This window comes from Arthrobacter sp. Y3221087 (assembly GCF_059089905.1).
Genome location: NZ_JBNHFE010000001.1, coordinates 282,595 through 295,558 on the forward strand (window position 1 = coordinate 282,595; position 12,964 = coordinate 295,558).

The following is a 12,964-nucleotide window of genomic DNA, read 5'->3' on the forward strand; positions in this document are numbered from 1 at the left end:
TTCCTATTTCACCTCGTTCGATGCCAGCCACTTCAGGGGGTTGGCTATTGTGAGCTGCGCGAAGATGTCACGTTGGAGTCCAGCCTCCAGCGCGCGGTGCCGGAAGGACTCCGGCAGGTAGGAGATATCGCTGAAGGTGTGGCCTGCAATCGCCTCCGGACCCGTGAACTGCTGGACACTGTCGTGGCTTAGCAGGATCCTGCCGTCCAGTCCCTCGGCGGCGAGCTTCTGGATGAGTTGGATCCAGTGATCGTCGCTGTGGGAGGTATGCCCGATCCTGTCAAAGCCGACGAAAGCTCCCCGCCGGGCTATGTCGATGGCGTATCCAGGAGGTTCCTCGTCGGCGCACACGTGCGAGATGAGGACTTTGGCCAGGTCCACGCCAAATTCGGAGTAGAGCCCGGCCTGTTCGATGCCCAGCGAGCCGGTTGTATGGCTCACTATGGGCGCGCCGGTTTCCCGGTGGGCTTGCGCCGCGGCTTTGATGGCTTTGATCTCGTTGTCCGTAGCTTCACCCTGGCTCGTAGCTACCTTGATGACCCCGCAGCCGCGGCTGAGCTCGGCGATGAAGGCAGCAGCCAGGTCTTCGACGGCGGCGCGGCGCACCCACGCGGGCTGATCACTCCACTGCTCGCAGAACGTCCCGGTGCTGGCAATAATGTGGACGCCGCTCCGCTCGCTGACGCGCTGCAGGAAGTCCAGGTCCCGTCCATAACCCGGCGGCGTGCAGTCCACGATGGCCTGGACGCCCATCGTGGGGAGGGCCTTGAGGGCCCGGACGCAATCGTCCTCCGTGGCAAGCGTGGGCGGGGGCGCGGCTCCTTCCTTTTGCCGGTAGTCGATGATGACGTGTTCGTGGGGCAGTACAGCCAGGGCGGGGTCGAGTTCGGCCATGCCCCGTACGGTCCTAACGTGCATGTGATCCTCCTCCGGAGAATGAGTCGCCGTAGTCGAACGAAGCGGTCAGGCCGCCGTCGACGACGATGTTGGTGCCGGTCATCGCACCTGCTGTTTCGGGAAACAGCAGGTGCACGATCGAGGGTGCGATGTCCTCCGGGGTGAGGAGCCGGCCAAGTGGATGGCGCCGGGTCAGATGCTCCTGCGCCTGGTCCCCCGCCGGGATGCTCTTGAAGTGGCGTTCCAACAGGGGAGTCATGGTGGTGCCGGGGCACACCGAGTTGACCCGGACGCCGTAGGGTGCCAGCTCTATCGCCAGTGCGCGGGTAAGGGCGACCACCGCGCCCTTGGAGGCCACATAGGCTGCGGAGCGGTCCTGCCCGACGAGGGCCGCGACCGAGGCGACATTGACGATGCTTCCCCGCGATGCGGTGAGGAGGTCCCACAGTTCCCTGGTGCCGACGAGTACCGAGCGGACATTCGTTGCGTAGGTGGCATCAATTTGGGCGTTGGTGGTCTCGGTGAGGGGCGCTATCGGGGCAATGCCGGCGTTGTGGACCAGGGCATCGAGGCGGCCGTACTTCTCGCCGAGGTGACTGGCGAATCCTGCCCAGGCCTCGGCGTCGCCCACGTCAAGGCGGTAAGGGGACAAGCCCTCTTGTTCAGCGGCGACAAGCGCGGTCCCGTCGCGGTCGGCGACGACGGTGGGGCCGTGGGCGGCGAGCCTGCGTGCAACTGCCAGGCCAATGCCGCTGGCTCCGCCGGTTACAACTGATACTCGTGGATCCACTGGTCCACCTCCTTCGCGCCGGCGGGGTCGTTGAGGATCGAACCAAAAAATTCGTCGACGCCGGTGCCCGGCGGAGTGGGCTCCCAGCCCGTAAGGGTTTCCTTCACGCCTGCGCCGGTGAGGATGCACACTGATTCCTCGCCGCCCAGCCCCGCGGCGATGAGGGCTGTCACGGCGGCGCAGGATGACAGTTCGACGTCCAGCCCGTCATAGCGGGCAAGGTCAGTCCTGATGTCACGGAGCAGGGCGTCATCGGCGGCGCTCATGGTGCCGTTGCTGGCCCGGACGCGGTTCAGGAAGAACGTGCCCTCGGGGGCGTACCCGGTAAGCCTGTCCGCGATCGAGGTGGCCTTTGTCAGGACGGGCCCGTCCCACGGCTGGACCTCCTGGCGGCCCTCGGAAAAGGCAGTGGCAATCGGGGCGCAGCCCGCGGCCTGTCCGGCCACCAGGCGGGGCGAAGGCCGTCCTGATTCGGTTAGCCCGCGGGCTGTACCCAGAAGGACCGGGCCCACGCTGACGGCGGCGGCGAGGGAGGCAACGTGCCGATCCTTTAGCTGGGCGGAGATTTCGTGTCCGATGGATCTGCAGGCCCACTCGCAGCCGGAGGCGCCGAAGGTGGAGGCGAGGTTCGGCAGGCCGTATTTGTCTGAGACGAGTTTGGCCAGGTGATGCGCGGCCGCAGGGCCTTCGCCCACGCGGAGGGTGGTGCCCCCGCGCAACTGCACCATGGCCACGATGGGGATGGGGACCTGTTCCGGGACCAGGACGAGGAGGGGCAGGCCCGCGCGGGCGCAGTGCGTCGCGGCGGCCACTGCCGCGTTGCCTGAGGAGGCGACGACGGCTCCAGGGGCTCCTCCGGCCACCGCTTCACGAACGAGTACGTCCATGACGCGGTCCTTGAAGGACCCGCTGGGATTGGCCCCCTCGACTTTCAGCCAGGTGCCTTCGAGTCCCGGGATCCTGCTCCGGACCAGCGGCGTGTGTGAGGGGGCGCTGTCCGGCCGGGCAGTCCACGGGTCCGTCCTAAGGCACACTCCTCCACACACGGCGCAGTGCCCGGAGGTGCCGGGAAACGCCATTCCGCAGCTCTGGCAGACGGTTTTCATGCCGGCACTTCCCTTCTGGCCGCGAGGCCGGGGAGCTTGGAACCCTGCCACGATCCCTGGCTGACGACCGGAACACCCCCAATAAAGGAGTGCTGCAGTGCGCGGGGGGTGTAGGGGCCCATGGACGGGCCTTCTTCAAGCTTCTCCGGCTGGATGACCAGGACGTCGGCGGGCATCCCCGTCGCAAGGCGCCCGGTGGAAAGACCGAAACGTGCCGCGGTGCGGGACGTCATCCGGGCCACCATCTGCTCGACGGATACATCCAGCAGGCGGCGGTGTGCCCAGTCCAGGAACCGGTAGAAGCTGTTGGTTGCCCGGGGGTGGGGGATACCGGAGCCGAGGATGCCGTCGGATCCCACGAGGTGGTTGGCTGTGCTGGCAAGGGTTCGGATGTTGTCCGGATGGCCCTGGTCAACCAGTACGCAGGCCCGTCCCTGCGCTTGGACGAAGAGCTGCAGGACGGCCCGACCGCAGGAAATGGCTGCCTCTTCGGCAATGCGCGCAATGGACCAGTAGTCCCAGCGTTCCAACGGGGTCCCCTGGAGGCCCGCCACAAAGATGGCATCCCAGCCCGCCGCGAAGGTGGGGCCGGGACCGCGGGCATCCAGCTCAGCAGCAAGGTCCGCTGCCCAAGCCGCGTCGCCCGTATGGGCGAGGAGGTCCGGCGTGTTCAGGGACTGGATGGAGCGTGGCAGAAGCGCGCCGATGAAGGTGCAGCCCGCCGTATAGGGATAGGTGTCCCACGTGACCTCCTGCCCGGCACGGTGGAGGCGCTCAACGAACTCTCCCGCCATGCCGGCCCGGCCGGGACCGGAGATATGGAAATGTGACAGATGCAGTGACAGGCCGCTGCTGGTGCAGACCTTCAGTGCCTCCTCCAGCGACTCCTCCAGGCCAGGCCCGTAGTCCCGAAGGTGGGTGACGTACGGTGTGCCCCTCGGAAGCTCGCCGGTGACATCGATCAACTCGGTGGTTGTCGCAGCCAGCGCCGGGGCATAGCTCAGCCCTGTGGACAGCCCGAGGGCTCCCTGGTCCATCCCGTTTTGGAACAGGCGGCGCATCGCTGCGCGCTCTTCCTCGGTTGCGTCCCGTAGCTGCCGGCCCATGACCTTTGCGCGGACAGTGCCATGCGGAATCAGGGTGGCCACCCGTGCGAAGGCGCCGCGGTCGGCGAAATCGAGGTAGGACTGCGTGTCAGGGAATTCCTCGTCCGGGAGGGTCCCGGCGATCGGCTCGAGGGTGTCCGCCATGATCCGGCGCGACTCACCATCGGCGAAGGACAGTCCCAGGCCGTCCTGCCCGACTATCTCGGTGGTGACCCCCGCCAGCGCCCTGACTTCCATGCTTTCCCCCGTCAGCACCGCCGCGTCGGCGTGGGAATGGGCGTCGATGAATCCGGGCGCCACCCACAGGCCTCCGACGTCGATGCCGGTGCTGCCATCGACCGGCAGGTCCGGACCGAGCTCGGCAATCCTTCCATCGACGATGCGCAGGTCTCCCGGGAACCTGCGCGGGGAGGCACCATCAAACACGGTGCCTCCCCGGAGCAGGTAGCTGGTCACTTCAGGTGCCCGGCGTTCTTCATGATGGTGGTCAGCTCCGACTGGGCAGTTTCCAGCGCGTCGTCCACAGACTTGCTGCCGGCGATGGCCGCCGAGATCTCCTTGGTGAAGGTGTCACCGATGGAAGTGAACTCCGGGTAGAAGGGCCAGTGTTCTGCCGTGGTGCCTTCCCAGCTTGCCTGGAGGGCCGTGCTGAATTCCTCGAGGCCCTTCGAGGCCATGTAGTCCGAGTACTCCTTGCTCTGCAGGACGTTCAGGTTTGGCACGTCAGTACGGTTCAGCTGAGTCAGCTCCTTCATGGTGGTGTCCCGGGACATCCGCCACTGGAGGAACAGCCAGGCGGCGTTCTTGTTCTTGCTCTTCGCCGTGATGGCCAGGCCCTCGTTGTACAGCCACTGAAGCTTCTTGCCGCTGGGGCCGGTGGGAAGGGTGTACCCGATTTTTCCGGCCACTTGGGACTGCTTGGCGTCTTCAAAGATGGTGCCGAAACCGGAAGTATCGAACATCATCGCTGCCTGTCCGGAGGAGAACTTCTCACCGGCCTGCGTGAAGGTCAGGGTTGCGGCGTCGCTGGGCCCGTAATCCTTCATGAGCGTGACAAAGTCGGCCATGGCCTTCTTCATCTCCGGGCTGTTGGCCTGCGGATTGCCGTCCTTGTCGAACAGGAGTGCGTCGTAGCCGTAGGACCAGCCGATCTCGGTGCCGAGCGAAGCGAAAGTGGAGGCTCCGCGGGCGCTGAAGGGGATCAGGTCCGGGCGCCTTTCCTGGATCACCTTCGCTGCGGCGAGGATCTCATCTGTTGTTTGCGGCGGCTGGATCCCCAACTCCTGGAAGACGTCCGCGCGGTAGAAGAACATACCGCCGATGATGGTGTGCGGAAGGGCGTAAAGCTTGCCGTCGATCGTCATGGAATCGAGTGCGCCCTTGGGGATGTCCCCCATTTCCAGCCAGTCATCCTTGGCCTTGCTGACATAGTCGTCGAGGGGCTCCAACCAGTTGGCTGAGACGAATTCAGGCATGTTCCAGAAGGATCCGGATGTGATGTCGTAGGTTCCCGTTCCCGACGTGGAATCCAGGACGAGTTTCTGGCGGGCAGTGGGCTCGTCGTACACCTCAAGATCGACTTTGATCCCGGTGGCCTCCTCGAATTCCCCCTTGAATTGCTGGATGGCCTGGATCTCGTAGCCCTCCTTGAGCAGCACGCGAAGATTCGTGCCCTGGAAGGACTCCCGACCGCCGGTGGGGGTGGTCTCTGTGACGCCGCCGCCTGCGCATGAAGTGATCATCAGGGTGCTGCTGACAAGGGCCACCAGGCCAGTCAGCAACCCCTTTTTTACTGATTTCATTTAGCCCTCCCGAGCTATTGCATATGATGCAACGGCTGTTGCAAAAGGATGGTTCCATGATTACAGTCGTGGTTTGTAGTGTCAATCACACGCGCGGAGCTGAAACCCAGGGAGTGTTCTTGGAAGAAAAATCCGGAAAGTCCGCGGCAGACGTCGTCTGCGTGGGCGAGTCCATGGCGATGCTTGTGCCCGAAAACGCTGGTGCAATGGGTTCCGGAACGGCTTTCCGGCTTTCGGTGGCCGGAGCGGAGTCGAATGTTGCGGCGTACCTGTCCATGCTTGGTGCCGATGTCTCATGGATCAGCAAAGTCGGAGCCGACCCCTTCGGCCGCTTCCTTCTGGATGAGATCCACAGCTACGGCGTTGACGTTGGGCACACGGATCAGGACCCCCAGCGCCCCACCGGTGTGGCCTTCAAGGACCGGTCCGAAGCCCAGACCAAGGTCTGGTACTACCGCTCGGGATCCGCGGCGAGCACCATAGGCCCAGAAGCGGCCCGTCTTGTCGGCTCCCTTGGGGCCAGGGTGGTCCATCTCAGCGGAATCACGTCCGCGCTGTCCCCGTCATGCCGGGAGTTCCTGTCTGAGGTCATCAGCACGAGGGCAGCAGGCACCGCTGTGTCGTTCGATGTCAATTGGCGGCCGGCGCTGTGGAAGGACGACGACGGCCCGGCGGCCATGCTTGCAATCGCCCGTGCCGCCGACATCGTGTTCGTCGGGCTGGACGAGGCGAACGACCTTTGGGGATCGACACATCCACTGGAGGTGCGGCGGCTCCTCCCCGGCCCTGAGTTCCTTGTGGTGAAGCAGGGTGCTGAAGGCTGCACTGTCTTCCGCCGGGACGAGCAGGTCTTCGTGCCCGCCCTCGTCGTCGACGTCGTCGAACCCGTCGGTGCCGGCGACGCATTCGCCGCGGGGTTCCTCTCGGGCTATCTCCGGGGGATGACGATCCGCGACGCCGGGCGCCTTGGGACGATCGTGGCCAGCTGCTCGCTCAGCGTAGTAACAGACATAGGCGCCCTTCCCGGGCGACAATACATAAGTGAGCTGTTGCAGCTCACCGACGAGGCCTGGAGAGGCCATCGGTTCGCGCCCGACCTTAGAGAAAGCAGTAGCACACGTGTCCCAAACCGTTGACCGCGCCCTGCAGATCCTTCCGTTCCTGGGGGAGGGCGACAAGGACCTCGCCGAGACCGCGGAGATGCTGGGGGTGCACAAGTCCACCGCCTTGCGCCTGCTCCAGACACTCGAAGCCCAGGGTTACGTCAGGCACAGCGACACCCACCGCTACCGCCTTGGTCCCCAGCTGTTCAAGCTGGCGGCAGTGGCACTGGGCAGCCTGGACATCCGCCCGATCGCTGCCCCGTACATCCGCATGCTCGGAGAGAAAACCCAGCAGACAGTCCACCTTGCGGCCTTCGACGAAGGCGAGGTGTTCTACATCGACAAGTACGAAGCCCAGACCGCGGTACGCATGTACTCCCGCGTCGGGGCCACCGCCCCCCTTTACTGCACCGGCGTAGCCAAGGCGATCATCGCCCAGCGCCCCATCAAGGAGCAGATCGAGCTGGCACACAGGATCAAATACGTCCGGCATACCGAGCGCACCATCGTCACCGCCGAAGCCTATCTGGCGGAACTGGAACAGATCCGCCAGCGCGGTTACGCCATCGACGACCGGGAACACGAGGACTACATCCACTGCGTTGCCGTAGCCATCAGCACCGGATCGGGCACGGTTTCACACGCCATTTCAGTGTCAGCGCCGGTGATCACGTTTCCGCGGGACCAGCTTCTGGAGATCGAACCCCTCCTTCAGGAGGCAGCCGCGGCCATCAGCAGGGAATTCACCTAGGCGCCCGACGCCTGCCGCTGTACTTCGAGGGCCAGCCGCACCGACCAGAGTGCATCTTCAAGGGTCACCGCAGGCTCCACAACAGTTCCCCGGGTGTGGGCGGCGAAGTACCGGAGCTGATTCGCCAGGGCCCCGGCCGGCACACCGTAGACAGACCCCTCAAGCTCGACGGCGGGAGCGTATTCTCCCGTGGTGGTCGCAAACGACACTTCTCCCCCGGGGAGGGAAAGGACGGCAAGGGTTTCGTGCGATGAGGCTTCCAGACGCGCGTCGATGTACTTCCGGGTGTGAGGCAGGGTCCAGAGGTTGTCAACTGATGCGATCGTCCCGTCTGCGAACCGGAGGTGGACGAAGACGGCCTGCGGATGGGGCAGGGCCGGGTCGATCCACGATTGGACGGAACTGACATGTTCCAATTCGGAAGGCACCAGGGCACGGATGAGGTCGAAATCGTGGACCATGGCACTCAGGGCGGGATGCGACTCCCCGTGCATCGCTAGGCGCTCGCGGGGGACATACCGAACGGCCCGGATGGCCCTGACCGTCTCGCCGCGCATCCGCTCCCGCAAGGCGCAGAACGACGGAAGGTAGCGGCTTATGTGGCCCGGGAGTACCAGCCGCCGGAGCTGGGACGGCAGGTTCTCCAGCCCTGCCAGGTCCGCTTCGCTCGTAACCACCGGCTTCTCGACGAGGACCGGAAGACCGCGGTCCAGCGCCAGGACGAGATCCGCCATATGGGCGGCAGGGGGAGTGGCGATGACGACGGCGTCGATCTCGAGCCCTGCGAGGACCGCCTCCAGGCTGTCGAAGGGGCGGGCCCCGTGAGGTTGCGCGGCCTCAAGAGCAGCTGCCTCGTTGCGGTCCGCGACCGCGACCAGGTCGAACTCCGGAAGGGCGGCGAGTGTCGCTATATGCCGCCTGCCGAAGTCTCCGGCGCCTACTACCGCGACCCGGATTGATGTGCTGGCCATGGGAACCTCCGATGATTGGTAGGGAGACAATGCATAACGCCATTCGCTTCAAAAAAGCATTCCTCGGCCCGGATTTGGAGCCGGTGGACGATGTCTGGATGACCATCAGTGATGGCCTCATTAAGGACCTGGGAACGGGTAAGGGGCCAGGCGACATCCCCCGCCACACCTCCGCCGCGGCCATCCCGGGCCTCGTGGACTGCCATGTGCACCTTGCGCTGTCCGGCGGGGCGGACGTGAAGCAGGAGGCAAGAGCCTCGGACCCCGCTGCCCGGCAGAGCCTGATCAAGGCCAACGCCTTCCGTCATCTTCAGTCCGGAGTGACTACAGTTCGGGACCTCGGCAGCCGGGAGAATGCGGTGCTGCATGCGGTAAGGGGCGGCGGTCTGGGTTCCGCGCAAGCCCCTCGGATCGTGGCGGCCGGTGCCATAAGCTCCCCCACCGGCCACGGCAACTTCCTCTCCCGCTGGGCTACGACGCCCGGCGAATATGAGGAAGCTATCGGGGCCATCTCCGGTCTCGCCGCACACTGGATCAAGCTCTTTGCCACAGGCGGTGTAATAACCACCGGCACAGTACCCGGCGCCACCCAGATGGAGCCTTCCCTGATCAGCCACGTGACGGAAGCAGCGCACCGTGCCGGACTGGCGGTGGCAGCCCACGCCCACGGGCGGGAGGGGATCAGGAATGCCATCGCTGCTGCGGTGGACTCCATTGAACACTTCTCCTACCTCACGGCAGACGAGGCCGCCCTGCTGGCCGGGAGCCGCAGCACGCTGGTGAGCACCCTGGTGGCCACCGAGCGTTTCGTCTCGTCTGACCAGCGGGAGACGGCGAACCCTGAAACCTTGGCGAAAATCCTCGCCCATGCCCCTCACGAGCGCGCCGCGCTGGAACTGGCGGTAGGGGCTAATCTGCCGCTGGCTGTGGGAACGGATGCCGGAACAACGTTCAACCCCCACGGGTTCGGTATGCAGGAGCAGGCGCTGCACCTGCACCGCACCGGCATGGACCCGGCCTCGGTACTTCGCGCCATGACCGTCAACGGTTCAAGGCTCCTGGAGAATGGCGCGGGATACCTCGACGTCGGACGGCGGGCGGACGTCCTGTGCCTGGACGCCGATCCGCTCGAAGACCTGCGGGCGCTGTACAAAATCAATGAGGTCATCCTTGGCGGCCGGCCTGTTGGTAGGTGACATCGTAGGCCTGGGCAAGGGAGGCATATTTCCCTGAAACCGTCCCGCTGATGGCGCCCATCAGCCTCCGGGCTGCTTCCACGAAGTCCGCCCGTAGCGGGACGTGGCGGAAGTCGATGCCTGACCAGGACTCGTCCACGGCCCGCAGGCACTCCTGCAGCCCCGCCGCGGCAACGAAGTCCCGGTACCAGTCCCTCTCCCGCAGGTCCGCCCGCGGTATGTCAATACGCCGGATGCCTTCAACCTCGGCCCGGAGCACTTCCTCCGAGTGGCGCCATGCGATGAACTGCCGGGCATCCTCTTCGCTGCGGCAGCCCGCCGTGATGCCCAGGCCTTCGCCATAGACGAACTGCGCGGGGCGTGCATCGCCGACGGTGGTGTAGCCCATCCGTCCCCGCACCGGCGATCCAGGGTCCTCGAATTGGAAGGCCCAAGCGCTGGTGTCGAAGAGGTGGGAGGCCTGTCCGTCGCTGACCAGGTTCCCCACACCCGCATAGTCCAGCTCTGCCAGGTCCCGGGGTCCGCCCGTCAGTGCCTCCACCAGGTCCGCGGCGCCGTCGCGCAGGTTTTCGAAGGTAGGGTCGCCGGCGTCGGGTAGGAGCTTCACGCCCTTGGCCGCCGCCCACCCCGAGAAGGTCTCCAGGGAGGAAAACTCGCCGTTGCACCGTGCCACCAGTCCCATGCCCCGCTCCAGCAGCACAGCGTGTGCGTTGAGAACATCGGTCAGCGTCCGTGGGGGCCCCAACCCGGCTGCGTCGAAGGCGTCCTGCCGGTAGGCCAGCATGCCCCCGGTGAGGGTATGGGGCACAGCCCAGAGCAAGCCGTCCCGCCGCAGCGCTCTCAGCGCATGTGGAATGAAGGCACTTTCGTCCAGTCCGACGTCGTCCGTTGCTAGCGGCAGCAGTATGGCGGCGGCCCGCAATTCCTCGACATACCAGAAAGGCACAGTGACCACATCGGCCAACGAGGATCCCTGCACCAAGGCATCATGTGCCACCCCCTCGGGAACTACCTCGAGGGCAACCTCGATTCCCGTTGAAGCGCGGAATTCGGGCAAAAGGCGCCGGATAATTTCGACAGTGTGCCCTGCCTTCAGCCACACCCGAAGTGGTTGCACTATTCCTCCGTTGCAATATGCGCAATGCTCTGGACAGCATGTGCAACAACTATATAGGGTAGGAGCCGCACAGTCTCCCCAAGAATCAAGGAAGCGCCGTGGCCAACGATTCCGACTTCTTCCTCCGCCACCTGCTGGTGTCGCCTGTGATAGCGATCCTCCGAGGCCTGCCGGTCGCGGAAACCGTGGAGATGGCTGTCCGCTGCTGGGACTCCGGGATCCGCATGGTGGAGGTCCCGCTCCAGTCCCAGGAAGCGTTCCTCGCGTTGAAGGAAGCCGCAGAGGCTGCTGCAGGCGGTCCCGACCGGCAGATCGGTGCCGGCACCATCTGCACCCCCGAGGACGTTGACCGTGCGCAGGAGGCAGGCGCCCAGTTCCTGATCGCACCGGGGTTCTTCCCGCCGTCCATCAAGCGGGCCCAGGAGCTCGGGCTCCCCATTTTGCCCGGGGTGGCAACGCCCACCGAGATCCACGATGCGCTCAGCATGTCCCTGAACGTCCAGAAGCTGTTCCCTGCGGACATGGCAGGTCCGGGCACACTGAAGACCCTCGCCGGGCCGTTCCCGCAGGTCAGCTTCGTCGCCGTCGGCGGGGTCACCCCGTCCAATGCCCAGGACTTCCTCGATGCCGGGGCCGTGGGCGTGGGGGTGGGCAGCGCGCTCAGTGATCCGTCCGCCCTTGACTACTTCTCCCATCTCGAAAACAGGACGAAAAGGAAGAACAGTGCAGATGACTAAGCGGGACATCGTTACCGCCCTCGCCCCAACGCCCGTTGCCTCCTATTCGCAGGCGGTGAAAGTTGGAACCACCCTGTACCTCGCGGGACAGGGCGGCTTCGACGCCAAAACCGGCAAGCTAGTGGGAGAGGGCATCAAGGAGCAGACCCGCCAGACGCTCCAGAACCTCAAGTACGTGATCGAGGCCGCCGGCGGCAGCATGAACGACTTCGTCACGGTACGTGTGTTCATCAGCGAGCACGGCGAGTTCCCCGGCATGAACGAGGTCTACGGGGAGTTCTTCGACAAGCCGTATCCCGCCCGCACTACAGTCTCCGCGGGGCTGGGACCCGGAATGAAGGTCGAGATCGACGGAATCGCCGTGCTGCCGGAGTGACGGCAGGGAATCCACTGTGAAGCTGGCTGAGGCCGTGGTGGTCTCGGTTGGGCCGGCGGGAAGACGCTCGCGGGCGGCCGGAGTATCCGGCCGCCCGCCCGAAGCAATGACTGCTACTTCGTGGTCAGCATGTTCCAAAGGATCAGGTCGTGAGCGTGCTTGGCTTTGTCATCCCCGCGGAAGTCCGCTTCCTTGATGCTGCCACCGGTGTCGATTCCGATGCTCGAGGTTGACGCGAACCTGCCCATCATCGACTTGTTGGAAAGCATGGAGACCGAGCGGATGTTCTTGTAGGGCACTGACACGACGGCGAGCTTGTTTCCTACGAAGCTCTTGTCCTGAAGGATGACGCGCATGTTGGTGATGCCCACGAAGCCGGTACCGACGCCGATACAGTCGTAAACGGCGTAAACGGTTTCGCCCTGCAGGAGGCCGGCCTTAATCTGCTCAAGCTGTTCGAACTTGTCATGGATGATCTCAGTCAAGGTGCAGCCTCCTTCGGCTTATTTGCGGAGCGGAACGCCGTGGGCATCCCGCTGGAAGTAGACGGCTCCTACGAGGATCATGATGCCCTCGATGACGCCCCAAAGGGCGAGGAAGCCCAAGCCAAGCGCACTCAAGACGATCGCCAGCACGAGCTGAATGATGCCGATCTTTGTATACCCAAGGTAAAAGCGATGGACACCTAAGGAGCCCAGGAATATCCCCAGCAAACCTGCTGCAATCTTCGACTTGGACTGCGGGTAGCCATAGCCGGGCTGCGGCATGGGTGGTTGTGCCGAGTACTGCGGGGGTTGCGGCATGGGTGGCTGGGCAGAGTAGTACGGCTGCGGCGGCATCGGTGGTTGTGCCGAGTACTGCGGGGGCTGGGGCAGGGGTGGTTGTGAGGAGTTCTGCGGGCCGGGGAAGGGCGGCCGGGTGGGGGATTGGGAACCGTTGTCAGGAGAGGGCGCAGGCTGGCCGTAGGTTTCCTGTCCGGGCGAGTTGGCGTCGGGATGTTGCTGTGTCATGG

14 protein-coding genes are annotated in these 12,964 nt (G+C 64.8%); 5 read left to right on the plus strand and 9 right to left on the minus strand.

Annotation, left to right across the window (positions count from 1 at the left end; all coding sequences use genetic code 11):
* Nucleotides 1–3: 3 nt before the first annotated feature.
* From AC5RUO_RS01305 to AC5RUO_RS01325, 5 genes are read right to left on the minus strand one after another with little or no spacing between them, the layout of a single operon-like run.
* Nucleotides 4–918: a phosphotriesterase family protein gene (locus tag AC5RUO_RS01305; RefSeq protein ID WP_494102577.1), complete on the minus strand. Its 915-nt coding sequence runs from the start codon at nt 916–918 to the stop codon at nt 4–6.
* Nucleotides 908–1,687, minus strand: coding sequence for an SDR family NAD(P)-dependent oxidoreductase (locus AC5RUO_RS01310; protein WP_494102578.1), 780 nt, complete (start codon nt 1,685–1,687; stop codon nt 908–910). The genes AC5RUO_RS01305 and AC5RUO_RS01310 overlap by 11 nt, the downstream gene beginning before the upstream one ends.
* Entirely contained in the window at nt 1,663–2,793 is a 1,131-nt protein-coding gene (locus AC5RUO_RS01315) for a pyridoxal-phosphate dependent enzyme (RefSeq protein WP_494102579.1), read from the minus strand. Before AC5RUO_RS01315 ends, AC5RUO_RS01310 begins: the two co-directional genes overlap by 25 nt.
* The gene (locus AC5RUO_RS01320) at nt 2,790–4,355 is read right to left on the minus strand and encodes an N-acyl-D-amino-acid deacylase family protein (protein WP_494102580.1); all 1,566 of its coding nucleotides are present in this window, start codon (nt 4,353–4,355) and stop codon (nt 2,790–2,792) included. The genes AC5RUO_RS01315 and AC5RUO_RS01320 overlap by 4 nt, the downstream gene beginning before the upstream one ends.
* Complete coding sequence (locus tag AC5RUO_RS01325) at nt 4,352–5,701, minus strand: ABC transporter substrate-binding protein (protein ID WP_494102581.1); 1,350 nt, start codon at nt 5,699–5,701, stop codon at nt 4,352–4,354. Before AC5RUO_RS01325 ends, AC5RUO_RS01320 begins: the two co-directional genes overlap by 4 nt.
* A gap of 119 nt (nt 5,702–5,820) precedes the next feature.
* Here AC5RUO_RS01325 and AC5RUO_RS01330 point away from each other — a divergent pair, with 119 nt between their 5' ends.
* Nucleotides 5,821–6,837, plus strand: coding sequence for a sugar kinase (locus AC5RUO_RS01330; protein ID WP_494102582.1), 1,017 nt, complete (start codon nt 5,821–5,823; stop codon nt 6,835–6,837).
* Complete coding sequence (locus AC5RUO_RS01335) at nt 6,821–7,555, plus strand: IclR family transcriptional regulator (protein WP_494102583.1); 735 nt, start codon at nt 6,821–6,823, stop codon at nt 7,553–7,555. Before AC5RUO_RS01330 ends, AC5RUO_RS01335 begins: the two co-directional genes overlap by 17 nt.
* Here the strand turns inward: AC5RUO_RS01335 and AC5RUO_RS01340 are convergent.
* Nucleotides 7,552–8,526: a Gfo/Idh/MocA family protein gene (locus AC5RUO_RS01340; protein ID WP_494102584.1), complete on the minus strand. Its 975-nt coding sequence runs from the start codon at nt 8,524–8,526 to the stop codon at nt 7,552–7,554. The two genes, AC5RUO_RS01335 and AC5RUO_RS01340, sit on opposite strands and share 4 nt — an antisense overlap.
* A gap of 29 nt (nt 8,527–8,555) precedes the next feature.
* Here AC5RUO_RS01340 and AC5RUO_RS01345 point away from each other — a divergent pair, with 29 nt between their 5' ends.
* Complete coding sequence (locus AC5RUO_RS01345) at nt 8,556–9,722, plus strand: amidohydrolase family protein (RefSeq protein WP_494102585.1); 1,167 nt, start codon at nt 8,556–8,558, stop codon at nt 9,720–9,722.
* Here the strand turns inward: AC5RUO_RS01345 and AC5RUO_RS01350 are convergent.
* On the minus strand, nt 9,691–10,839 hold the full coding sequence (locus AC5RUO_RS01350) for an ABC transporter substrate-binding protein (RefSeq protein ID WP_494102586.1): 1,149 nt from the start codon (nt 10,837–10,839) through the stop codon (nt 9,691–9,693). The two genes, AC5RUO_RS01345 and AC5RUO_RS01350, sit on opposite strands and share 32 nt — an antisense overlap.
* Before the next feature lie 98 nt (nt 10,840–10,937).
* On the opposite strand from AC5RUO_RS01350, the gene AC5RUO_RS01355 reads away from it, so the two are divergent.
* Together AC5RUO_RS01355 and AC5RUO_RS01360 are read left to right on the plus strand one after the other, a co-directional pair.
* Nucleotides 10,938–11,576, plus strand: a complete 639-nt coding sequence (locus AC5RUO_RS01355) for a bifunctional 4-hydroxy-2-oxoglutarate aldolase/2-dehydro-3-deoxy-phosphogluconate aldolase (protein ID WP_494102587.1) — start codon at nt 10,938–10,940, stop codon at nt 11,574–11,576.
* On the plus strand, nt 11,569–11,952 hold the full coding sequence (locus AC5RUO_RS01360) for a RidA family protein (RefSeq protein WP_494102588.1): 384 nt from the start codon (nt 11,569–11,571) through the stop codon (nt 11,950–11,952). Before AC5RUO_RS01355 ends, AC5RUO_RS01360 begins: the two co-directional genes overlap by 8 nt.
* Before the next feature lie 113 nt (nt 11,953–12,065).
* Here the strand turns inward: AC5RUO_RS01360 and AC5RUO_RS01365 are convergent, their stop codons facing one another.
* Together AC5RUO_RS01365 and AC5RUO_RS01370 are read right to left on the minus strand one after the other, a co-directional pair.
* The gene (locus AC5RUO_RS01365) at nt 12,066–12,437 is read right to left on the minus strand and encodes a PH domain-containing protein (RefSeq protein WP_494102589.1); all 372 of its coding nucleotides are present in this window, start codon (nt 12,435–12,437) and stop codon (nt 12,066–12,068) included.
* An 18-nt stretch (nt 12,438–12,455) separates the two neighbouring features.
* The gene (locus AC5RUO_RS01370; protein WP_494009574.1) at nt 12,456–12,962 is read right to left on the minus strand and encodes a TM2 domain-containing protein; all 507 of its coding nucleotides are present in this window, start codon (nt 12,960–12,962) and stop codon (nt 12,456–12,458) included.
* Between the last annotated feature and the right edge of the window lie 2 nt (nt 12,963–12,964).